The 22,481-nt window shown below is 64.1% G+C and carries 20 protein-coding genes; 5 read left to right on the forward strand and 15 right to left on the reverse strand.

What is annotated here, in order from left to right; genetic code table 11:
- Positions 1 to 174: 174 nt before the first annotated feature.
- From BRA1253DRAFT_RS06890 to BRA1253DRAFT_RS06915, 6 genes are all read right to left on the reverse strand, one after another.
- Positions 175 to 1,005 (reverse strand): flagellar motor protein MotB, encoded by an 831-nt coding sequence (locus tag BRA1253DRAFT_RS06890; protein WP_007592497.1) that lies wholly within the window; start codon positions 1,003 to 1,005, stop codon positions 175 to 177.
- A 23-nt stretch (positions 1,006 to 1,028) separates the two neighbouring features.
- On the reverse strand, positions 1,029 to 1,802 hold the full coding sequence (locus BRA1253DRAFT_RS06895) for a motility protein A (RefSeq protein ID WP_007592499.1): 774 nt from the start codon (positions 1,800 to 1,802) through the stop codon (positions 1,029 to 1,031).
- Positions 1,803 to 2,157: 355 nt separating this feature from the next.
- Positions 2,158 to 2,877, reverse strand: a complete 720-nt coding sequence (locus tag BRA1253DRAFT_RS06900) for an RraA family protein (protein WP_007592501.1) — start codon at positions 2,875 to 2,877, stop codon at positions 2,158 to 2,160.
- Between the two features lie 131 nt (positions 2,878 to 3,008).
- Entirely contained in the window at positions 3,009 to 3,890 is an 882-nt protein-coding gene (locus tag BRA1253DRAFT_RS06905) for a phosphatidylcholine/phosphatidylserine synthase (RefSeq protein ID WP_007592503.1), read from the reverse strand.
- Positions 3,891 to 3,976: 86 nt separating this feature from the next.
- On the reverse strand, positions 3,977 to 4,681 hold the full coding sequence (locus BRA1253DRAFT_RS06910; protein WP_256375820.1) for a phosphatidylserine decarboxylase: 705 nt from the start codon (positions 4,679 to 4,681) through the stop codon (positions 3,977 to 3,979).
- 77 nt (positions 4,682 to 4,758) lie between these two features.
- Positions 4,759 to 6,714, reverse strand: coding sequence for an ABC transporter ATP-binding protein/permease (locus BRA1253DRAFT_RS06915; RefSeq protein WP_007592506.1), 1,956 nt, complete (start codon positions 6,712 to 6,714; stop codon positions 4,759 to 4,761).
- 203 nt (positions 6,715 to 6,917) lie between these two features.
- Here BRA1253DRAFT_RS06915 and BRA1253DRAFT_RS06920 point away from each other — a divergent pair, with 203 nt between their 5' ends.
- A complete protein-coding gene (locus tag BRA1253DRAFT_RS06920) occupies positions 6,918 to 7,523 on the forward strand; it encodes a TIGR00730 family Rossman fold protein (RefSeq protein ID WP_007592508.1) in 606 nt (201 codons plus the stop codon).
- Here the strand turns inward: BRA1253DRAFT_RS06920 and BRA1253DRAFT_RS06925 are convergent.
- The 4 genes from BRA1253DRAFT_RS06925 to cysS form a co-directional block, all read right to left on the reverse strand.
- On the reverse strand, positions 7,520 to 7,894 hold the full coding sequence (locus tag BRA1253DRAFT_RS06925; protein WP_007592511.1) for a VOC family protein: 375 nt from the start codon (positions 7,892 to 7,894) through the stop codon (positions 7,520 to 7,522). The two genes, BRA1253DRAFT_RS06920 and BRA1253DRAFT_RS06925, sit on opposite strands and share 4 nt — an antisense overlap.
- A gap of 146 nt (positions 7,895 to 8,040) precedes the next feature.
- On the reverse strand, positions 8,041 to 9,639 hold the full coding sequence (cimA, locus tag BRA1253DRAFT_RS06930; RefSeq protein ID WP_007592513.1) for a citramalate synthase: 1,599 nt from the start codon (positions 9,637 to 9,639) through the stop codon (positions 8,041 to 8,043).
- Positions 9,636 to 10,145, reverse strand: a complete 510-nt coding sequence (locus BRA1253DRAFT_RS06935) for a GNAT family N-acetyltransferase (protein WP_007592515.1) — start codon at positions 10,143 to 10,145, stop codon at positions 9,636 to 9,638. Before BRA1253DRAFT_RS06935 ends, cimA begins: the two co-directional genes overlap by 4 nt.
- A 115-nt stretch (positions 10,146 to 10,260) precedes the next feature.
- Positions 10,261 to 11,643, reverse strand: coding sequence for a cysteine--tRNA ligase (gene cysS / locus BRA1253DRAFT_RS06940; protein WP_007592519.1), 1,383 nt, complete (start codon positions 11,641 to 11,643; stop codon positions 10,261 to 10,263).
- A 293-nt stretch (positions 11,644 to 11,936) separates the two neighbouring features.
- Between cysS and BRA1253DRAFT_RS06945 the strand changes: the two genes are divergently transcribed.
- Together BRA1253DRAFT_RS06945 and BRA1253DRAFT_RS06950 are read left to right on the forward strand one after the other, a co-directional pair.
- Positions 11,937 to 12,242, forward strand: a complete 306-nt coding sequence (locus BRA1253DRAFT_RS06945) for a hypothetical protein (protein ID WP_007592521.1) — start codon at positions 11,937 to 11,939, stop codon at positions 12,240 to 12,242.
- 130 nt (positions 12,243 to 12,372) lie between these two features.
- A complete protein-coding gene (locus tag BRA1253DRAFT_RS06950; RefSeq protein WP_035992901.1) occupies positions 12,373 to 13,560 on the forward strand; it encodes a DUF2865 domain-containing protein in 1,188 nt (395 codons plus the stop codon).
- A 166-nt stretch (positions 13,561 to 13,726) separates the two neighbouring features.
- Here BRA1253DRAFT_RS06950 and BRA1253DRAFT_RS06955 read toward each other — a convergent pair whose 3' ends face one another.
- From BRA1253DRAFT_RS06955 to BRA1253DRAFT_RS06965, 3 genes are all read right to left on the reverse strand, one after another.
- Entirely contained in the window at positions 13,727 to 15,484 is a 1,758-nt protein-coding gene (locus BRA1253DRAFT_RS06955) for an NAD+ synthase (RefSeq protein WP_007592525.1), read from the reverse strand.
- Between the two features lie 98 nt (positions 15,485 to 15,582).
- The gene (locus BRA1253DRAFT_RS06960) at positions 15,583 to 15,936 is read right to left on the reverse strand and encodes a diacylglycerol kinase (RefSeq protein WP_007592527.1); all 354 of its coding nucleotides are present in this window, start codon (positions 15,934 to 15,936) and stop codon (positions 15,583 to 15,585) included.
- Positions 15,937 to 15,940: 4 nt separating this feature from the next.
- Entirely contained in the window at positions 15,941 to 17,329 is a 1,389-nt protein-coding gene (locus BRA1253DRAFT_RS06965) for a class II 3-deoxy-7-phosphoheptulonate synthase (RefSeq protein WP_007592529.1), read from the reverse strand.
- A 181-nt stretch (positions 17,330 to 17,510) separates the two neighbouring features.
- Here BRA1253DRAFT_RS06965 and BRA1253DRAFT_RS06970 point away from each other — a divergent pair, with 181 nt between their 5' ends.
- Both BRA1253DRAFT_RS06970 and BRA1253DRAFT_RS06975 read left to right on the forward strand, forming a co-directional pair.
- The gene (locus tag BRA1253DRAFT_RS06970; protein ID WP_007592532.1) at positions 17,511 to 18,407 is read left to right on the forward strand and encodes an alpha/beta fold hydrolase; all 897 of its coding nucleotides are present in this window, start codon (positions 17,511 to 17,513) and stop codon (positions 18,405 to 18,407) included.
- 136 nt (positions 18,408 to 18,543) lie between these two features.
- Entirely contained in the window at positions 18,544 to 20,352 is a 1,809-nt protein-coding gene (locus tag BRA1253DRAFT_RS06975; protein ID WP_007592533.1) for an adenylate/guanylate cyclase domain-containing protein, read from the forward strand.
- Between the two features lie 130 nt (positions 20,353 to 20,482).
- On the opposite strand, the gene BRA1253DRAFT_RS06980 is transcribed toward BRA1253DRAFT_RS06975, so the two are convergent.
- Entirely contained in the window at positions 20,483 to 20,746 is a 264-nt protein-coding gene (locus BRA1253DRAFT_RS06980; RefSeq protein ID WP_007592535.1) for a hypothetical protein, read from the reverse strand.
- A 188-nt stretch (positions 20,747 to 20,934) separates the two neighbouring features.
- A complete protein-coding gene (locus tag BRA1253DRAFT_RS06985; protein ID WP_007592537.1) occupies positions 20,935 to 22,419 on the reverse strand; it encodes an aldehyde dehydrogenase family protein in 1,485 nt (494 codons plus the stop codon).
- Between the last annotated feature and the right edge of the window lie 62 nt (positions 22,420 to 22,481).

The raw sequence follows: 22,481 nt of genomic DNA on the forward strand, positions 1-22,481 counted from the left end.
GATGCTGTGACGGCGCAGCAACGGTCGTCGCCCACGCGACGACATGCCTCAGGTAAGATGGTGGCGCAAGAGCCCAGAGCCTTCCCGTTCCCGATTGAACGGGAATTGGCTCTACATCCTTGTTTTGTCGCGCTTTCTTCGCGCGAAACAGGGCCCGCTTCGCTCGAATGCGCCCTACGGCTTCAGATTCGGCGGCAGCGGCGGATCTTCGCGCATCAGGGTGATGGTCACCCGCCGGTTGGCCGCGAGCGAGGGATCGTCCGGAAACAGCGGCTGGGTGTCCGCCTTGCCGGCGACGGCGAAGACATGGGCGGCCGGCAAGCCCTCGCGTTCGAGAATCTGACGCACGGCATTGGCGCGATCGGCCGACAGGTCGAAGGCGCCGTAGTCGCTGCGGGTCGGCACGAATCCAGCCGCGGTATGGCCGGCGATGGAGACGCGCAGCGGCGTCGCCTTGAGCGGAACAGCAAGCTTCTCGATCAGGCGACGGGTGCGGTCATAGGGCACCTTGGAGCCGTCGGCGAACATCGAGCGGCCGTCCTGGTCCACGATCTCGAGGTTGAGGCCCTGCTTGGTCTCCTCGAACATGATGTGCTTGGACATCTCGGTCAGTTCCGGCATGTCCTGCAACGCCTGGCGCAGCGAGGCCGCCGCCAGTGCAAAATTCCGGTCGACCTTGATCTTCGCGCCCGAGGTGCGGTCACGATCCTCCTGGTCCGGCGTCGGCGTGTTGGAGGAGTCCTCGGGCTGAATGTGATCGACGTTCTTCAGCCGAGGGCGGGTCGGCAGCCCGTCGGACTCGACGATGCCGGAATAGCGCGCTTCGGTCTGGACACCGAAGGCGTCGCGCATGGAGCCTGCGACGACCTTCAGCTTGTTGGCATCCTGGGTCGAGAACGCGACGAGCATCACGAAGAAGCTCATCATCAGGCCCATCAGATCGGCGAAGGTCACGAACCAGCCGTGACCGCCTCCGTGTGAATCGCCGCGCTTCTTCTTGGCCATGTCTCAAATCCCGACGCGCGGCCTCAGGCCGGCACCGGCTCGCCTTCGGCGTGGCGGTGCTTCTCGGGCAGATAGGCCAGCAGCATTTCGCGGACCAGCGTCGGGCTCTTGGAGTCGCGGATCATCAGGATGCCGTCGATGATCAGCGTGCGGTTGGTCTCTTCGTCCAGGAGCTTGCCATGCAGCTTGTCGGCGATCGGGATACAGAATAGGTTGGCGACCAGCGCGCCGTAGAGAGTGGCGAGCAGCGCGGTCGCCATGAACGGGCCGAGCTTTGACGGGTCGGTCATGTTGGCGAACATCTGCACCATGCCGATCAGCGTGCCGACCATGCCGAAGGCAGGCGCGCAGTCGCCGATGGCGCGGTAGATCTTGCTGCCTTCGTCCAGATGCATCAGGAAATTGTCGCGGTCGCGCTCGAGATTGTCGCGAATGAAATCGAGGTCGTAGCCGTCGGCGACGTAGCGGATGCCCTTGGCGAGGAACGGCTCGTCGGTCTCGACCTTTTCCAAACCCACCGGCCCCTGCTTGCGGGCGATCTCGGCGATGCGGGCGAGTTCGTCGACCAGATCATGCGCTGACAGACGGCTCATCGTGAAGGCAAACTTGGCGCCGAGCGGCAGGCCGTGGATCAGCGTCGAGAGCGGAAAGCGGATCATGGTCGCAGCCGTCGAGCCGCCGAAGATGATGATCATCGCATGCTCGGAAATGAACATGTGGAGATCGCCGCCCAGCAGCATCATCGTCGCGATGACGACAATGCCCGCCACGAGCCCGATGCTCGTCATGATGTCCATGGGAGACTCCAACGCGAACGCAACAACGGCCGTCCTGGCCGATGGCGCGGCCCAACCCCGAACCGCATCGGAAACCCTAGTGAGCCGCGATTAAAGACGCGTAAAGGTTAAGTTGAGCCGGCGCGCCTGGCGGCCGCAGCGTGCTGAAAGGCGCCGGCTTTTGCCGACTGCCGACACGGATTTCAACATTTTGCTAACCATACGGCGGCCCCGCACCGTCACCCAAGGCGGGACGCGCGAAGTCCTCGGCTGCGCTGCCGCGATGCTCGGCGAGCCGGATCGGGCCGCCTTGTTCCTGACGGAACAGGGCAGCCTGCGAGCGGCGTCGCAACCGTAGATCGTTCCGGTCCCGCCGTTAGTGAATCTCCGCCGAACGCTTCAGCGCAGCTTTCAACTTCTCCAACGAGAAGTCGGGGCTGCGGGCGATCTCGAGGATCGGCGTCTCGCGGCGGCCGCAGAGCTCGGCTGCCTCGGGCAACTTTGCTGCGATGTCGTGCGGGATCACGATGGCGCCGTGCAGATCGGCGTGGATCAGATCGTCCGACTTCACGGTCATGCCGGCAACGCGCACCTCGCCGCCAAAGCTCTCGGCATGCACCCATGCATGCGACGGGCCGATCGAGCCGGCCAGTGCCTGGAAGCCCGGCGCCCATTGCGGGATGTCGCGGATCGAACCGTCGGTGATGACGCCGAGGCAGCCGAGCGCCTTGTGCACGTTGCTCTGCACCTCGCCCCAGAACGCGCCGTAGCCGACGTCGGGACCGTCGATATCCTGGATCACCGAGATGCGCGGACCGTGGCCGGTACCGACATATTCGTAATAGTCGATGCGGCGCTTGGACTGCTCTTCCGCCGGTAGCGAGTTTTTCAGCACCGAGCGGATCGCGACCGTGCGGGCATAGCCGACGATCGGCGGCAGATCGGGAAATGGGCAGACCAGCGGCTTGGTGGTGTAGCCGATCAGCCGGCGCTCGGGCGCCACGATCTCCATGGCATTGCAGATCGTCGGCGTGTCATAGCGGCCCAGCGCTTCGAGGACGGAAGCGGGCAGCGGCCCGGTCGCGATATTCGTCACGGCGTTCTCTCCCAGATTGGCGGCCGCTGTTGGCGCGGTGCCGCCGTCACCAGGCGATATAGCCGAGATCGGGCCTCAACCCAACTCAGGGCACCTCATGGCAGATATCCAAGTCTTGCTGCTTAAGTGGCTCAGTGCAGCCGGTCAGGCCGGTCGTCGTCGCGCGGCGGCTCCGACAGGTTTGCCAGCGTCGGTGCCGACGGCGGCGACGAGACCTCGCCTCCCGCCGGCGCCGTGGCTTCCATCGCGCGTGCCTGGTCGCGATAGGATTTGTAGCCGAGCGGCAAAGCGAGCAGATACAGCACGGTGCCGATCGACAACACGTGCCAGGGATAGGCGATCAGGATCGCGATGAAGACGATCACCGCGACGAACGCAGGCAGCACCAGTTCGGGCGGCACGCGCATGCGCTTGGTCTTGCCGGAGAACACCGGCAGGCGCGACACCATCAGGAAGGCGATCAGCAGCGTATAGGCAGCCGTCACCGCCGCAGGCAGCCGGCCGAGATCGAGGAACGCGACATAGATCGGCAGCAGCACCGTGATCGCGCCCGCCGGCGCCGGCACGCCGGTGAAGAAATTGGCGGCAAAGGCCGGCTTGTTGGGATCGTCCATGGTGGCATTGAAGCGCGCCAGGCGGAGGCCACCGGAGATCGCGAACACCATGGCGGCGATCCAGCCGGCATTGCCGAGTTCGTGCAGCTGCCAGAAATACAGCATCAGGCCGGGCGCCACGCCGAAATTGACGAAGTCGGCGAGGCTGTCGAGCTCGGCGCCGAACTTGGACTGCCCCTTGATCATGCGCGCGATGCGGCCGTCGATGCCGTCGAGCGCCGCCGCGAACACGATGGCGTAGACCGCGAGCGACATCCGCCCCTCGATCGAGAGCCGGATCGAGGTCAGGCCGGCGCAGATCGCCAGCAGCGTGATGACGTTGGGCACCAGCATGCGCACCGGGATCGGGCGGAACCGCCGGCGGCGCACATCAGGATCTTTGAAGTCGTAGGGCGTCATGGCTCGTCCTCACCTTGGGGCGAGATATAGCAAGCCGCGTTCCCCTCCGCCATTGCGGCGGAAGACCCTTCGGGCCGACTTATTGGTTAATTGGAGCGGTAGGCGCGGCTCGGGTCGTCTCCGGCGAGATCGGCCAGAATCGTCTCGCCGGCGATCGCGGTCTGGCCTTCCGAGACCAGCGCCCTGGTGCCCAGCGGCAGATAGACGTCGAGCCGCGAGCCGAAGCGGATCAGACCGAAGCGCTCACCGGCGCCGATTGCCTGCCCCTCTTTGACGAAGCAGACGATGCGCTTGGCGACGAGCCCTGCGATCTGGACCACGCCGATCCGCGCCGTCGGCGTCGTGATCGCCAGCGAGTTGCGCTCATTGTCCTCGCTCGCCTTGTCCAGCTCGGCATTGATGAACAGGCCGGGACGGTAGGCGATACGGTCCACCCGGCCCGTGATCGGGCTGCGGTTCACATGGCAGTTGAACACGCTCATGAACACCGAGATGCGCGGCAGTGGCCGGTCGCCGAGCCCGAGCTCGGCCGGCGGCAGCGCCATGGTGATCATGGAGACGCGGCCGTCGGCCGGCGACACCACGAGCCCCTCGCGCACAGGAGTCACACGCACGGGGTCGCGGAAGAACAGCGCGCACCACACGGTCAGGATAGTGCCGATCCACCCCAACGGCGACCACAGCCAGAACAGGACGAGGCTTGCCAGCGCAAAGCCTCCGATGAAGGGATAACCCTCCTTGTGGATCGGCGGGATCTGACGCTGGATCGAATCGAGAATGGACATCGCTATCTGCCGCTCAGGGTTGATGGCGCAGGTCGTCCCGCGCGGTGGTGTTGTTTAGGCCAGAGTTGGGACCGGAGACAAGGTCACTCCGCCGCCGCAGGCGTCGTCAGGACATCGGCGACCGGCGGTGGCTCCCGGTTGGGCGCCTCGTCAGGGTCGGCCATCCTGGCCAGTTTCTCGCGCGCCGCCTCGGCCTCGCGCTGCCTGTTCCACATGCTGGCGTAAAGCCCCTCCTCCGCGAGCAGTTTCGCGTGGGTGCCGCGCTCGGCGATGCGGCCCTGGTCCAGCACGATGATCTCGTCGGCGCCGACGATGGTCGAGAGCCGATGGGCGATCACCAGCGAGGTGCGGTTCTTGGCCACGCGCTCGAGTGCGCCCTGGATCTCGTGCTCGGTGTGGGTGTCCAGTGCGGAGGTCGCCTCGTCCAGCACCAGGATCGGCGGCGCCTTCAACACGGTGCGCGCGATCGCGACCCGTTGTTTTTCACCACCTGACAGTTTCAGGCCGCGCTCGCCGACCTGGGTCTCGTAGCCTTTCGGCGCCATGCGGATGAAATGATCGATCTGCGCCAGCTGCGCTGCCTGCTCGACCTCGGCATCGCTGGCGTCCCAACGGCCGTAGCGGATGTTGTAGCGGATGGTGTCGTTGAACAGCACGGTGTCCTGCGGCACCATGCCGATGGACGCGCGCAAGCTCGCCTGCGTGACTTCGCGAATGTCCTGGCCGTCGATCAGGATCTTGCCGCCGGAAATGTCATAGAGGCGAAACAAAAGCCGCGAGATGGTCGACTTGCCCGCACCTGACGGGCCGACGATCGCGACCGTCTTGCCGGCCGGCACCTCGAAGCTGATGCCCTTGAGGATCGGACGGGACGGCTCATAGGCAAAGCGCACGTCCTCGAAACGCACATTGCCCGCGGAGACCACCAGCGGCTTCGCGCCCGGCGCGTCCTTGATCTCGGCCTCGCGTCCAAGCACGTTGAACATCTTCTCGATGTCGATGATCGCCTGCTTGATCTCGCGATAGACCATGCCCATGAAATTCAAGGGCTGGTAGAGCTGGATCATCATGGCGTTGACCAGCACGAAATCGCCGACCGTGTTGGTGCCGTTGCGCACGCCGATCGCGCACATCAGCATGGTCGCGGTCAGCCCCAGCGTGAAGATCACGGCTTGTCCGGTGTTGAGCACGGCAAGCGAAGTGTAAGCCTGGACGCTCGACTCCTCGTAACGCGCGACCGATCGGTCGTAGCGCTGCGCCTCACGGGTCTCGGCGCTGAAATATTTGACGGTCTCGTAGTTGAGCAGCGAGTCGATCGCCTTGGTGTTCGCCTCGGTGTCAGCATCGTTCATCTTGCGGCGGATGCCGATCCGCCACTCGGTCGCGATGTAGGTGTAGTACATGTAGACCGCGACAGTGACGAGGGTCGCGAGCACGTAGCGCCAATCGAACTGCCACAGCAGCACGGCCATCAGCAGCGAGACCTCGACGATGGTCGGGATCAACTGCAGGATCACCATGCGCACGATGACCTCGATGCCCTCGCGGCCGCGCTCGAGCACGCGCGTCAGGCCGCCGGTCTTGCGCTCCAGATGGAAGCACAGCGACAGCTCGTGCATGTGGATGAAGGTGATGGTGGCGAGCTTGCGCACCGCGTGCATCGCGACGCGCGCGAAAATGCCGTCGCGCCATTGCGTGAGCACCGCCATCACGATGCGCATCACGCCATAGCTGGCGGTCAGCAGCAGCGGCGAGGCGATCACCCAGAGGTGCCAATTGTCGGCCTGAACCGGCGCGGTGTTGGCGCCGGTCAGCGCGTCGGTCGCCCATTTGAAGCTGAAAGGAACCGTCAGCGTGATCAGCTTGGCGGCGAGCAGCAGCACCATCGACCAGACCACGCGCATCTTCAGGTCGAAGCGGTCGCCCGGCCAGATATAGGGCCACAGATGCGCCAGCGTGCCCATCAGCGTGGCCCGCTCCAGCGGCCCCCCGGCGGGATCAGGAACGTTGGGGCCGGCGGGCAATTGAGCTTGGTCCATCAAGAAGCCTGAAAAAGCCCGTCGGATGCGGGCTGCGTTGCTATTAAGGATTTTCGATTGTCATATAGAGCCTTACCGATGCCCATGCACCCCGCCAGATGGCGAATCTTCGATTGTTCGCCGTCGTTTACCGGTAGATTTCCGGAAGTCCCGAATCACCGATTGGGCTTGACGCCTCTCCGCTGCAATGCATCATGGCACCAATGAGCACGATCAAAACCGTCTGTGTCTATTGCGGCTCCGGCCCAGGAACCAATCCCCGTTTCACCGAAGGCGCCAAGGCGTTCGGCAAGGCGCTCGCCGAGAACAACATCCGCCTCGTCTACGGCGGCGGCTCGCTCGGCCTGATGGGCTCGGTCGCGACCTCCGTGCTCGATCACGGCGGCACTGTCACCGGCATCATCCCCGATTTCCTGCGGATGCGCGAAAACGCGCTGACGCGCGTGCAGGAGATGATCGTCACCCCCGATATGCACGAGCGCAAGCGGCTGATGTTCGAACGCTCCGACGCCTTCGTGGCGCTGCCGGGCGGCGTCGGCACGCTGGAGGAACTGGTCGAGCAATTGACCTGGAAGCAGCTCGGACGTCACGCCAAGCCGGTGCTGCTGGCCAACATCGATAATTTCTGGGAGCCGCTGTTCTCGCTGCTGTCGCACATGCGCCAGACGGAATTCATCCGCGCCGGGCTTTCGGTCGACATCCTCAAGGCCGATCGGATCGAAGAGATTTTGCCGAAGCTGAAATCGGCGGCAGCGCAGATCGAAGATGCGGAAAAGCAGATCGCCCCGGAAATGGCGCGCAAGCTCTAGTCCGCAGGAAACGTCACCGCCTCGATCCGGTTACCATCGGGGTCGAGGACGAAGGCTGCATAATAACGCACGCGATCGTGCGGGCGGATACCCGGCGAGCCGTCGGACACGCCGGCGGACAGCGCCGCGGCGTGAAATGCATCGACCTCGGCGGTCGTCTTGGCCCGCAGGCAGATATGCACGCCGCTCTCCGGCGGCACGTGCGGCATGCCCTCGCGCAGATTGATCCAGAATTCGGGATAGGCCTTGCCAAAGCCGATCGTCCGCGGCCGCGTGACGATGCGCGTGAGCCCAAGGGCCCCGAGCGTTGCTTCGTAAAATGTCGCCGAACGTTCGAGATCGCTGACGCCGACGGAGATGTGATCAATCATGGGTCGCGCTCCCCTCTCTCCTCGTCATTGCGAGCGAAGCGAAGCAATCCAGACTGGCGCGGTGGACGCAGTCTGGATTGCTTCGTCGCTTCGCTCCTCGCAATGACGGCGTTTGTGGCGCCGCCATGGCTCACGGACACTATCCCCTACGCTGGCGCGCCCGACTTCACCAGCTTGTAGATCACCGAATCCATCAGCGCCTGGAACGAGGCGTCGATAATGTTGGGGGACACGCCGACCGTGGTCCAGCTGTCGCCGTTCTCGTCCTCGCTCTCGATCAGGACGCGCGTGACCGCGCCGGTGCCGCCGTTGAGGATACGCACGCGATAGTCGATCAGCGTCAGGCCTTCGATATATTTCTGGTACTTGCCGAGATCCTTGCGCAGCGCGACGTCGAGCGCGTTGACGGGACCGTTGCCTTCGGCCGCCGAGATCAGATGCTCGCCGGCGACGTTGACCTTGACCACCGCCAGCGCCACGGTGACGCGCTCGCCATGCGAATTGTAACGCTGCTCGACATTGACGTCGAACTGCTCGACCTCGAAATAATGCGGCACCTTGCCGAGCGTGCGCCGCGCCAACAGCTCGAACGAGGCGTTGGCGGATTCATAGGCGTAGCCTTGCGCCTCCCGCTCCTTCAACTCCTCGACCAGCCGCGACAGTTTCGGATCGCTCTTCTCGTAGGCGATGCCGGCGCGGTCGAGCTCGGCGATGACATTGGAGCGTCCGGCCTGGTCGGACACCAGCACCTTGCGGTGATTGCCGACCAGTTCCGGCAGGACGTGTTCGTAGGTCTGCGGATCCTTCAGCACGGCGGAGGCATGGATGCCGGTCTTGGTGACGAACGCGCTCTCGCCGACATAGGCTGCATGCCGGTTCGGCACGCGGTTGAGCATGTCGTCAAGCGTGCGCGACACTTTGACCAGGGTCGCGAGCTTCTCCGCTGTCACGCCGATCTCGAAGGCGTCGGCAAACTCGGCCTTCAGCTTCAAGGTGGGGATCAGCGAGCAGAGATTGGCGTTGCCGCAGCGCTCGCCGAGGCCGTTCAGCGTGCCCTGGATCTGCCGCGCGCCGGCGCGCACCGCGGCGAGCGAATTCGCCACCGCCTGCTCGGTGTCGTTATGGGCGTGAATGCCGAGATGATCGCCGGGGATGTGCTTCGTCACCTCGGCAACGATCGCTTCGATCTCGTTGGGCATGGTGCCGCCGTTGGTGTCGCACAGCACCACCCAGCGCGCGCCGGCGTCATAGGCAGCTTTCGCGCAGGCGAGCGCGAAACCGGAATCCTCCTTGTAACCGTCGAAGAAATGCTCGCAGTCGAGCATCACCTCGCGGCCGGCGGCCTTCGCCGCCGCAACGCTGTCGCGGATCGACGCGAGGTTCTCCTCCTTGGTCGTCTCCAGCGCAACGCGCACCTGATAGGCCGACGACTTCGCCACGAAGCAGATCACGTCGGCTTTGGCTTCCAGCAGCCCGGCCACACCGGGATCGTTGGAGACCGAGCGCCCCGCCCGACGTGTCATGCCGAACGCAGTGAAGCGCGCATGCGAAAACTTCGGCTTGGTGCCGAAGAACTCGGTGTCGGTCGGATTGGCGCCGGGATAGCCGCCCTCGACATAGTCGATGCCGAGTTCATCGAGCATCTGGGCAATGATTTGCTTGTCGGTCAATGTGAAATCGACCCCATTGGTCTGCGCACCGTCACGCAGCGTGGTGTCGAACAGATAGAGACGCTCCTTGCTCATTGCAGCGCTCCCGACGCGGGGCCACTGCCGAGCGTCTTTTGCATAGTGGTGTTGGCCAGCCACTCGTCGTTGACGGTGATGCTGTTGCGCTGCATGGCGACATAGCCGCGCTTGGCGAAAAAGCCCTGCGCGTTATCGCTGGCGTCGACCGTCAGCTTGTCGGCGCCGCGGCCGCCCGCAAGCTTTTCCAGCGCATCGACGAGCATCGTCGCCAGACCCTGCCCGGCCACGGCCGGATGCACATAGAGCATGCGGATATGGTCCTTGCCCCGCAGCGACGCAAAGCCCACCGGTGATCCCTCCAGCGTTGCGATCAGCGTCAGGTCGGAGGCGAGCCCCTTGCCGAACTCTTCGTCCTCCACCGACGCCATCCAGGCCTGCTGCTGCGCTTCGCTATAATCGTCGCCGGTCAGCTCTTCGATGCTGGCCGTGAAGATCGCGGCGAGAACCGGCACGTCCTCCGGCAGGAAGGGCCGCAAGCCGGGCTTTGGGAGTGCTTGTGCCATCGTCTTTACCACATCCCATAGAGTTTCAGTGCCAGCGCCACGGCGGCGCCGAGCAGCAGGATTTTCAGCGCGATGTAATAGAACCAGTGCCGCGGAAAAGGCGTGTCGGGCCGCTTCATCGTGCGACCTCCCACGTCGTGCCTTCCTTGGAGTCCTTGATCGCAACGCCCATCGCGGCAAGCAGATCGCGGATACGATCGGATTCCGCAAAGTCTTTGCGCGCACGCGCCGCCGTCCGCTCCGAGATCAGCCGCTCGACTTCCTTGGCATCGACGCCGCTCGCCTGCTGCTTGCGCCCTTCCCACTGTGCGGCGCTCTCGGAGAGAAAGCCGAGCAGCCGCAACGAACCCGCGAGGGCACCAACGTCGCTGCCGCGCAGGCCATGCAGCGCCGCGATGGCCAGCGGCGTGTTGAGGTCGTCGAGCAGCGGCTCGATCACCGACGGGGCGGGCTTGCCGGGTACGACGTCAGCCGCAACCCGATACCAGTCGTCGAGCGTCCTGGCGCTCTCCTCCAGCGACTTCGTCGTCCAGTCGATCGGCGAGCGGTAATGCGTCTTGAGCATATTCAGGCGCAGCACTTCGCCCGGCCATTCCGCGAGCAGCTCGTGAATCGTGACGAAGTTGCCGAGCGACTTCGACATCTTCTCACTCTCGACCTGCAGGAAGCCGTTGTGCATCCAGTAGTTAGCCATGCGCTCGCGGTGGAAGGCGCAGCAGGTCTGCGCGACCTCGTTCTCGTGATGCGGAAACACGAGATCGATGCCGCCGCCATGGATGTCGAAGTGCTCGCCGAGATGCTTCCAGGCCATGGCCGAGCACTCGACGTGCCAGCCCGGCCGCCCCTGCGCGGCGACGCCGGCCGGTGATGGCCATGACGGCTCGCCGGGCTTGGACGGCTTCCACAGCACGAAGTCGGTGTTGCCCTTCTTGTAAGGCGCGACATCGACGCGGGCGCCGGCGACCATCTCGTCCAGCGAACGGTTGGACAGCGCGCCATAGCGCGGCAGCCCGGAATCGACCGCGTTCATCGCCTGCGGCGAGAACAGCACGTGATCCTCGGCAACATAGGCAAAGCCGCCGGCAACCAGCCGCTCGATGATCTCGCGCATCTCGCCGATATGCTCGGTCGCGCGCGGCTCGACGCTCGGCCGCAGCGCGCCGAGCGCGTCGACGTCGGCGTGAAACTGTTTGCCGGTCTGCTCCGTGACTTTCCGGATCGCCGCGTTCAGCGGCAGGCCGGGGAAATCCCGCGCCGCGCGGTCGTTGATCTTGTCGTCGACGTCGGTGATGTTGCGGACATATTTGACGTGCGCCTCACCGTAGAGATGGCGCAGCAGCCGGAACAGCACGTCGAACACGATCACCGGCCGGGCGTTGCCGATATGGGCGAAGTCATAGACGGTCGGTCCGCAGACATACATGCGGACGTCCTTGGCATCGAGCGGCACGAAGGTGCGCTTTTCCCGGCTCAGCGTATCGTAAAGGCGCAATTCCATAAGGATACCCGTCGGCTGTTGGCCGGGCGTCCAGTGCTCTCAATGGTTTTGAGAAAAGACGGCTCCAGCCAGCGAATCGCTAGCTCGTAATCTCGCGGCAAATGGCGCAAATGACGAGGAGACCGTTCATGACGGAACATATGGGCTATGAGGCGGCCCCGCGTCAAGAGAGCCGCGAAAATGCCGCTTTATCTCCGCAATGCGCAGCCGCCGCGCATAGATGGTTCATATCCTTAACCATTTGAGCCCATTCTGGAACTGGCAGTTCCTATTTTTTGCCCTCCGGTGTTTTCATGCGATCATTGCTCGCGCTCATTTCCTGCGCCTCCATCCTTGTCGTTTCCAGCGCTCTCGCCGAGACCCGCGTCTTCATCATCCCCAACCAGGCGGATGGCTACGGCGTCGATCAGTGCCTGGCCAAGAGCGACAAATGCGGCGCGCAGGTCGCCCGCACCTACTGCCAGTCACGCGATTTTGCCCAGGCTTCGGCCTATCGCCGGGTCGATCCCGACGAAATTACCGGCTCTGTCCCCAAATCCGGCGCAAACTGCTCCCATGGCCATTGCGATGAATATGTCGCAATCACCTGCCAGCGCTGAATTCGCTCGGAACTGGCGTACCTTAGGCCCAATCGCTGGCCTCTGAAACGACGTGACGATGCCGCAGGAAGCGGCTATGGGAGGGCGCGCTTCGGCCCCCCACATCACGCGTGGCCGTGACCTCGCTAGAATGGCGGATATGCCTGAATTTTTGTCTCTCTCCCGTGCTCGCTCGATCCTTGCCTGCGCCGTGCTCTTGAGCACGGTCGTGCTCGCCAATGGTGCCTCCGCACAGGCCGGCCCGCCGGGACCGCCGCCTCAGCCCGGCCAGAACGGGCTCGGACCCAACCCGATGTGCGCGCGCCTGGAAGGCCAGCTCGCCGGTCTCGATCGTGGCAACGGCGGTGATCCCGCGCGCGAAGACCAGATCCGCCGCTATCAGGAATCGCAGAGCAAGCAGCAGGCCGAGCTCGACCGCGTCACCATGCAGGCCAAGCGCATGGGTTGCGATTCCTCCGGCTTCTTCTCGCTGTTCAGCGGCCAGTCCGCGCAATGCGGTCCGGTCAACACCCAGATCCAGCAGATGCGCGCCAATCTGGACCAGATCACCGGCAATCTCGAACGCCTGCGCGGCGGCGCCGGCGGCTTCAGCCCCGAGCGCGACAACCAGCGCCGCTCGGTGCTGGCAGCACTGGCGCAGAACAATTGCGGCCCGCAATATGCCAACGCCGCGCAGTCGCAAGGCGGCGGCAACTTCCTGAGCAATCTGTTCGGCGGCAACAACCCCAACAATCCGCAAAGTGTGCCGCCGTCCGATCTCGGCCCGCAATCAGGCACCTATCGCACCGTGTGCGTGCGCACCTGCGACGGCGCGTATTTCCCGGTCTCGTTTGCGACCGTGCCGGCGCGCTTCCCCGACGACGAGAAGACCTGCAAGGCGCTGTGCCCGGCCGCCGAAGCCGTGCTCTACACCCATCGCAATCCCGGCGAGGATATGAACTCCGCGGTCTCCACCAGCGGCCAGCCCTACACGGCGCTGCCGACCGCGTTCAAATTCCGCAGCGAGTTCAACCCGTCCTGCTCCTGCAAGGCCGCGGGCCAGACCTGGGCGGACGCGCTCAAATCCGCCGACGACAAGGCGTCGGCCGAGCAGCAGGGTGACATCATCGTCACCGAGGAGAGCGCCAAGAAGATGCAGCAGCGGCAGCTCAACAAGGGCACGCCCGCGAATGCCAAGAAGGGCGCAGCGCCGGCGACGACGACGGCTGGCGCGCCGGCAGCAACGCCGCCGGCGGAAACCGGCACCGCTACGACCTCGTCCGAGAACAAGCCGATCCGTTCGGTCGGGCCAAGCTTCCTGCCGCAACAGCAGAAGTAGGCGGCCACAAATTCAACTGTCATGCCCGCGAAGGCGGGCATCCAGTACTCCGCGGCGGCAGTTGGGTTCGACAACGTCCGCCGCGGCGTACTGGATCATCCGCCTTCGCGGATGATGACAGCGTCGTACGTGACGACACCGTCCATCCCACGACCTTCGGCCAGCCTCACCCCTCGAACGCGTCGATCGAGGCTTTGCTCCCACGCGACACCAGCGTCTCGTCCGGGGCGGCGAGCTGCTCGCCTTTATCGCGAAAGCGGTTGGTGATGGGATAGCGGCGGTCGCGGCCGAAATTCCTGGCCGTCACCTTGACGCCGGGCGCGGCCTGGCGGCGCTTGTATTCGGCGACATTGAGGAGATGATCGATGCGGGTGACCGTCTCGCGGTCGAAGCCGGCGGCGATGATTGTGTCGAGCGGCTCTTCGCGCTCGATCAGACGCTCCAGGATGGCATCGAGCACGTCGTAAGCGGGCAACGAATCCTGGTCGGTCTGGTTCTCGCGCAGCTCCGCGGTCGGTGGACGCGTGATGATGTCGGGCGGGATCACCTCGCCGGCCGGCCCCAGCGCCCCCTCAGGCTTCCACGAATTGCGCAAGCTTGCGAGCCGAAACACCTGTGTCTTGTAGATGTCCTTGATCGGATTGAAGCCGCCGTTCATGTCGCCATACAGCGTGGCGTAGCCGACCGACATTTCCGACTTGTTGCCGGTGGTCACCACCATCAGGCCGGTCTTGTTGGAGATCGCCATCAGCAGCGTGCCACGGGTCCGGGCCTGGAGATTTTCCTCGGTAACATCGGGCGGCAGATTCTTGAAGACGCCGGACAGGATGGTCTCGAACCCGGTCACCGCCTCCGCGATCGGCAGCACCTCGTAGCGGATGCCGAGATGGCCGGCGAGCTCGCCGGCGTCCGCGATCGAGTGTGCCGCGGTGTAGCGATAAGGCAGCATCACGCCGTGCACCTGATCGGCACCGAGTGCATCGACCGCGATCGCCGCGCAGAGGGCAGAGTCGATACCGCCGGAAATGCCGAGTAGCACACCGGGAAAGCCATTCTTGGCGACGTAGTCGCGTAAGCCCAGCACGCAAGCCGCGTAGTCGGCGTGGTCGCCCTCGGGCTGCGCGGCGATCGGACCGGTGCAGCGCCAATCGTCGCCGCTTCTCGTGAAGTGCAGTGTGGTGATGCTCTCCGCGAACGCCGGCAATTGCGCCGCGAGCGAAAGGTCGCCGTTGAGCGCGAAGGAAGCACCGTCGAACACCAGCTCGTCCTGGCCGCAAACCTGGTTGAGATAGACCAGCGGCAGACCGCTCTCGGTGACGCGCGCGACCGCGACCGACAAGCGCACGTCGGCCTTGTCGCGGGCATAAGGCGAGCCGTTCGGCACAAGGATGATCTCCGCGCCGGTCTCGGCCAGCGTCTCGACCACGTTCTCGTAGTTCTCGGACTCCTCCAGCCAGATGTCCTCGCAGATCGGCACACCGATGCGCACGCCGCGCACGGTGACGGGGCCGGCCGCGGGACCGCGCGAAAACAGCCGCTTCTCGTCGAACACGCCGTAGTTCGGCAGATTGCATTTGAAGCGCAAGCCAGCGATACGGCCGCCGTCGAGCAGCGCACAGGCATTGTAAAGCCTGCCCTCCTCGACCCAGGGCGTGCCGATCAGCATCGCCGGCCCGCCATCGGCGGTCTCGCGCGCCAGCGCTTCGATCGCAGCGCGGCAGGCGGCCTGAAACGAAGGCTTCTGCACCAGATCTTCCGGCGGGTAACCGGCGATGAACAATTCCGGAAACAGCACGAGATCGGCGCCGTCGGCGGCTGCCTGCACGCGCGCCGCGCGCGCTTTCGCGGCATTGCCGTCGATGTGGCCCATTGTGGGATTGAGCTGGGCGAGCGTGACCGCGAATGCATTGAGACGTTCGGTCATGGCCACCGCGCTCCGATCAGAGCATGATCCGGAAAAGTGTGAAGCGGTTTTCCGAAAAGATCATGCTCAAAACAACAACCTAAAGCGCGATTAGCGCTTTAGAGGAATCCCAATCGCTCGATGATGGCGATGATCCAGAATGCGCCGGCCATCAGGAGCGCAAGACCGACCGCGGCCGAACCCATGTCTTTGACCCGTCCGATCTGCTTGTCGTGATCCATGGTCAGCCGGTCGGCAAGCTTCTCGATCGCAGTATTGAGCAGCTCGACCACCAGCACGAACGCGACCGCGCAGATCAGCTCGACCGCGCGCATCGCAGTCGCGCCGACCAACCACGCGAGCGGCAGCGACAAGAGGAGCGCAACGATTTCCTCGCGGACCGCCTGCTCCGAGCGGAACGCAAAGGCCAGACCGTTACGGGAATTGATCGTGGCCTTCCAGATCCGCAGCAAGGTCTTAGAGCCCCGCTGCGACCGGCATCGGCCTGACCTTGCCGGCGCGTTCCTGCTTGAGCAGTTCTGCGACCAGGAAAGCCATGTCGATGGATTGCTCGGCATTGAGCCGGGGATCGCAGACCGTGTGATAGCGGTCGTTGAGATCCTCGTCGGTGATCGCACGGGCGCCGCCGAGGCACTCGGTGACGTCCTGGCCGGTCATCTCCAGATGCACGCCGCCGGCATGGGTGCCTTCCGAGGTGTGGATCGCAAAGAACGACTTCACCTCTGACAGGATGCGGTCGAAGGGCCGCGTCTTGTAACCTGACGTCGAGGTGATGGTGTTGCCGTGCATGGGATCGCACGACCACACCACCACTTTGCCCTCGCGCTTCACGGCGCGGATCATGTTCGGCAGGTGCTCGCCGATCTTGTCGGAGCCGAAGCGGCCGATCAGGGTCAGCCGGCCCGGTTCGTTGTCGGGATTGAGCACGTCGATCAGCTTCAGCAGTTCGTCGGGCTTGAGCGACGGGCCGCATTTGAGCCCGATCGGATTCTTGATGCCGCGGAAATATTCGATATGGCCGTGGTCGAGTTGGCGGGTGCGGTCGCCGATCCAGATCATGTGACCCGAGGTCGCGTACCAGTCGCCGGTAGTGGAATCGACGCGGGTCATGGCCTGCTCGTAGCCGAGCAGCAGGGCCTCGTGGCTGGTGTAGAAATCGGTGGCGCGCAGCTCGGGGTGGGCCTCGAGATCGAGGCCGCAGGCGCGCATGAAGTTGAGCGCATCGGAGATGCGGTCGGCCAATTCCTTGTAGCGGCGGGACTGCGGCGAGTCCTTGAGGAAGCCGAGCATCCACTGATGCACGCTGCCGAGATTGGCGTAGCCGCCGGTCGCGAACGCGCGCAACAAATTCAGCGTCGCCGCCGACTGGCGATAGGCCATCAGCTGGCGCTGCGGATCAGGGATGCGCGCTTGCTTGGTGAAGGCGATGTCGTTGACGATGTCGCCGCGATAGCTCGGCAGCTCGACACCGTCGATCTTCTCCATCGGCGAGGAGCGCGGTTTTGCGAACTGGCCGGCGACGCGCCCGACCTTCACCACCGGGACGGCGCCGGCATAGGTCAGCACCACCGCCATCTGGAGCAGCACACGAAAGAAGTCGCGGATGTTGTTGGCACCGTGCTCGGCAAAGCTCTCGGCGCAGTCGCCGCCCTGCAGCAGGAAGGCCTCACCGGCCGCGACCCGCGCTAAGGCCTTCTTCAGATTGCGCGCCTCGCCCGCGAACACCAGCGGCGGAAAGGTCGCAAGCTGCGCCTCGACGTCAGCCAGGGCCTTGGCGTCGGGATAATCGGGCACCTGTAGCACCGGCTTGCTGCGCCAGGATTCGGGCGTCCACCGCTCGGACATCGCAATCTCTCCGTGAAGCAAAAAGCACAACCTGATCTGTGGGTTGCGAGGGTCGCCTTATACACAGGCTGGCCACCGGCCGCCAGTTGTAAATCCAATTGGCACTGCAAAGCCTTGCGGGGAAAGCCAAATTCGCATTTGCTGGGAAACGGCGAGGAAACCGGCAGGATACCTTCTGCCCATGGGCGTGGCACTGGACGACGTTTTCATCGACGAGATCAGCTTCCCGGCGACCGACGGGTATGCGCTGGCCGGCACGCTATTTCTGCCGCGCGGCACCAAACGCCATGCCGTGCTGGTGAATTCGGCGACTGCCGTCCCGCGAAAAATCTATCGCGGCTTTGCCTCCTATCTCGCCCATCGCGGCTGCGCGGTCCTGACCTACGACTATCGCGGCATCGGCGACTCCCGGCTGCCGGCGATGGTCGGCTACAACCAGCCGAAATCGCTGGTCGGCTTCAAGGCCTCGATGTCGGACTGGGCCGCGCTCGACGTCACCGCCGCAGTGCACTGGATGCGGGAGCGCTACAACACCCTGCCCTTAGCCTATGTCGGTCACTCCTTTGGCGGCCAGGCGCTCGGGCTGATCGCCAACAACGCGGACATCTCGCGCGCCGCGTTCGTGGCCTCGCAGGCGGCGACCTGGCGGCTGATGACATCGCCGGAAAAATACCGCGTCTTCGCTTTCATGAATCTTGTCGGTGTGCCGCTCGTCCACGCGCTCGGTTACGCGCCGGGCTGGGCCGGCATCGGTGAGGATTTACCCAAGGGCGTCTTCCTGCAATGGGCCGAGTGGGTTTCGAGCCCCCGTTATCTCTTCGATTCAAAGCTGCCGGCGCTGGAGAATTTCGCCAAGTTCAAGGGCGAGCTGCGCACACTCTGCTTCTCCGACGATCCCTGGGCAACGCAGCCCGCGGTCGAGTTGCTTGCGAGCGGATTCACCGCGATCAAGCCGGAGGTGGTCAACGTGAAGCCGTCCGACGTGGGCGCCAAGGCGATCGGCCATTTCGGCTTCTTCCGCCCCGACCATCGCGACACGCTGTGGCGTGGCGTCGCGGAATGGATCCAGGGGGAATGAGAATACAGCATGAAAGGCGTGGACCGACACATGCTCCTTCCCTGAGTGAAGCAGACCTGAGCACGATGATCCGGCATTCCGTCTTGTGACCCCGGACGAACGTCGGTGCTAGCCGAAAGCAGCTCTGCGTGCTTTGATGCGCAGGGCCAAATATCTTATTTTAGAGGCCATTTTGTTAGAGGCAATTTTGACCGGCGAGCGCGTGGAACGACGACTTGTAGCGGTATTGGCTGCCGATGTCGCCGGTTACAGCCGTCTCATGGGCGCCGACGAGGAAGGCACGCTGGCCCGGCTGAAGGCGGCTCGAAGGATCGTTGTCGACCCCACGATCGCTGCGCATCGCGGCCGCATCGTCAAGACCACCGGCGACGGCATGCTGGTCGAGTTTGCGAGTGCGGTCGACGCCGCGCGCAGTGCGGTCGAAGTCCAGCGCGGAATGGCGGCGCAGAACGCCGACGTCTCCCCGGCAATGAGGATCGATTTCCGGATCGGCATCCACATCGGCGATATCATCATCGATGACAACGACATCTTCGGCGATGGCGTCAACATTGCCGCGCGCCTTGAAGGAATAGCCGACCCCGGCGGCATCTGTATCTCCGACGATGCTCGTCGGCAGATTCGGGGCAAGATAGACGTCGCCTACGATGATATGGGCCTGCAAGCACTCAAGAATATCGCCGAACCGATGCATGCATGGCGCCTCCTTGTCGATGCGAATTCCTCTGCAGCATCAAAGCCAGCACAAGCGCCTGAAATTGCGCGACCGCTGGCGCTCCCGGACAAGCCATCCATCGCGGTTCTGCCGTTCCAGAACATGAGTCCCGATCTGGACCAGGAGTTCTTCGCCGACGGAATCGCGGAGGACGTCATCACGGCATTGTCGCGATATTCTTCACTCTTCGTCATCGCCCGCAATTCGTCGTTTTCCTTCAAGGGACGCGCGGTAGACGTGAAACAAGTCGGCCGCGAACTGGGCGTTCGCTATGTGCTTGAGGGCGGGCTGCGAAAATCCGGCAACCGCGTCCGAGTCACCGCGCAGCTTGTCGAAGCAGAGACAGGCAATCATGTCTGGGCGGAACGCTACGACCGCGATATAGCGGACATCTTCTCCGTACAGGATGACATCGCGCAGTCCACGACGATCGCAATCGCGCCGGTCATTGCCGGCGCCGAGCAACAGCGGGCAATGCGCAAGCCACCCGCAAGTCTTGATGCCTGGGGCGCCTACCAGCGTGGAATGTGGCATCTCGGCAAAGCGAGTACCGAGGATGATGCGCTTGCCGGAGAATTCTTTCAGCGGGCCATCGATCTCGATCCGATGTTCGCGCCCGGATATATCGGGCTCTCCACCGTGCTCAGTCGGTCGAAAGGAACACAAGTCGAAGAAGAAGAATTGGCGCGACGCGCGGTCGCTCTGGATCGCGGCAACGCAGACGCCCACTCACGCCTGGGGCTGGCGCTCAACGCTCGGGGCGATCACGGCGGAGCACGTGCGCAGGCCGAGCGTGCGCTGGCACTCTGCCCGAATCTCGCACCGGCTCACGGAGCGCTGGGCGTCATTCTCGCGTATTCTGGCTGTCCCAAAGAGGGCCTCGTCGCCCTCGAGACGTGCATTCGGCTGGACCCTCGTGACCCATCGCTGGTGAATCGCTTGAACCAGGTCGCGTTGGCTCACTATTTTTGCCGGGACTACACGGCCACAGTCGAGGCGGCGGAGCGCGCGATCCGAACATTTCCCGATTTTCCCTCCCCCTACCGCTGGCTTGCCGCAGCTCTCGGCCAACTCGGTCGAACCGCTGAAGCCGACGATGCGCTGCAGAAAGCAATCGCAATTTCATCAGCATCCTTCGAGTTTCAGGTCCGTCAACGGCCACCGTGGTTTCGGCCAGAAGATCACGCCCTCATGTTGGACGGCCTTCGTAAAGCCGGTTGGGAGGATTGAAGAGGCAGTTGACCGATTTCCATTCACGGCCCGTCGTGTCGGTGATGTAGCGCGGGGTCCGACGCAAGCGGCAAGCCGCCGGCCTGGGCGCGAACCGCCGCGGTTGCAGTCGGAACGACGAGTATGCGTCCTAGCGAATGATTGTCGTCAGCGACGAATAGCGCTTGTTCGGCTTGGCTTCGCCGGGCGCGAATTGCGCAAAGGCGTCGCTGACGCGGACGGCCGGCGGCGTATCGCCGGCGAAACGAAACTCCTTTGGCCGCGGCGCGTAGAAGCTGGCGCTGTAATAAGCATCGTCGAAGCGCGCCTCGCCGATCCCGAACATTGCGTCGCACGCGAACAGAAGTGCGTAGACTCCCGCGACCGCGACGACGACCTCCCTGAGAACTGACATTGCTGATGCCCCACCCTGTTGCAGGCAGGATGCACGCCGGTTCCAAAGCCGGGGTTTATGGCCGTATAGTTCTTGTCCGCAGGGTTTGCCGCCGCTGAGCGGAATGCAGACAATTTTACCGATCTCGAAAAAAGAGCCCGCCGGACCGGGTGATCAGGCGGGCTCAAGGCTTGGCCGCTCGGGAGGTTTCAAACGGCCAGATTCATCCAGACAGCCTTGGGCTCGGTGAAATTGTCGAGCGCGGCGGTGCCGTGCTCGCGGCCGAGGCCGGAGTCGCGCTCGCCGCCCCAGGGCAGGCGCACGTCGGTGTAGCCATAGGTGTTCATCCAGACCGTGCCCGCGCGCGCCCGCTTGGCGAAGCGCTGCAGCTTGCCGATGTCGCGGCTCCAGACGCCGGCGGCGAGGCTGTAAGCCGTGCCGTTGGCAATCCGCAAAGCGTCGGCCTCGTCCTTGAACTTGATGACGCTGACGACGGGGCCAAAGATCTCTTCCTGCGAGATCCGCATCTCATGCGCGACATTCGCGAACACCGCGGGGCTGATGAAGTAGCCGCGATCGCCTACCTTCTCGCCACCGGTGACGAGGGTCGCGCCCTCATTCCGGCCGATATCAACATAATCGAGGACCGATTTCATCTGCTTCTCGGATATGACGGGGCCGAGCGTCGTCTTGCGGTCGAGCGGGTCGCCGATCCTGAGCGACTTTGCGCGCGCTGCCAGTCGCTCGACGACCTCGTCATGGGCCTTCTCCTGCACCAGCACGCGGGAGCCTGCCGAGCAGACCTGGCCTGCATTGAAGAAGATGCCGGAAGCCGCAGCTTTCGATGCGGATTCGAGATCCGCATCGTCGAAAATGACGTTGGCCGACTTGCCGCCCAGCTCGAGCGAGACGCGCTTGAAGTTGCTTGCGGCGCCCTTCATGATTCCCCGCCCGACACCGGGAGAGCCGGTGAAGGTGACCTTGTCGACGTCGGGGTGATTGACCAGCGCGTCGCCGACGACGCGGCCGGGGCCAGTGACGACGTTGAAGACGCCCGCCGGCAGGCCGGCTTCAAGCGCGAGCTCGGCGATGCGTAGCGCCGACAACGAGGTCAGCTCGGCCGGCTTCATCACGATGGTGCAGCCGCAGGCCAGCGCCGGCGCAAGCTTCCACATCCCGATCATCAGCGGGAAATTCCAGGGCACGATCGCCGCGACCACGCCGACCGGCTCGCGCACGGTGTAGGTCAGGGCATCATCGCGCACGGGCACGACGTCGCCGCTGATCTTGTCGGCCCAACCGGCGTAGTAGATCAGCGTGTCGACGGCGGCCGGAAAATCCTGCCGCGATGTCGCGGAGATCGGCTTGCCGGCGTCGATCGATTCGAGTTCGATGATCTCCTCGGCGTGGGCCTTGAGCAGGTCAGCCCAGCGCAGCAGTATCTGGCCGCGTTCGGACGCCCGCATCGTGCGCCAGGAGCCTTCGAAAGCCCGGCGCGCGGCGGCGACCGCATGCTCGACATCGGCCTCGTTGCCTTCGGCGACGACGGCGATGACCTGCCCGGTGGCCGGATTGAGCGACTTGAAGGTGCGACCGGAGCTTGCGGGGACGCGGCGGCCGTCGATCAGCAGATGCTGTGGGCGGGACATGAACTCGGTGGCCGGCGAATGTGCAAAGTCATATGCAACAGACATCATATTTCCTCCAGTTCTGGTATGCCAGACTAGATGTCTGTAGAGCGGAGTAAATATGATAT

Source organism: Bradyrhizobium sp. WSM1253 (assembly GCF_000244935.1).
GTDB classification, from domain to species: domain Bacteria; phylum Pseudomonadota; class Alphaproteobacteria; order Rhizobiales; family Xanthobacteraceae; genus Bradyrhizobium; species Bradyrhizobium canariense.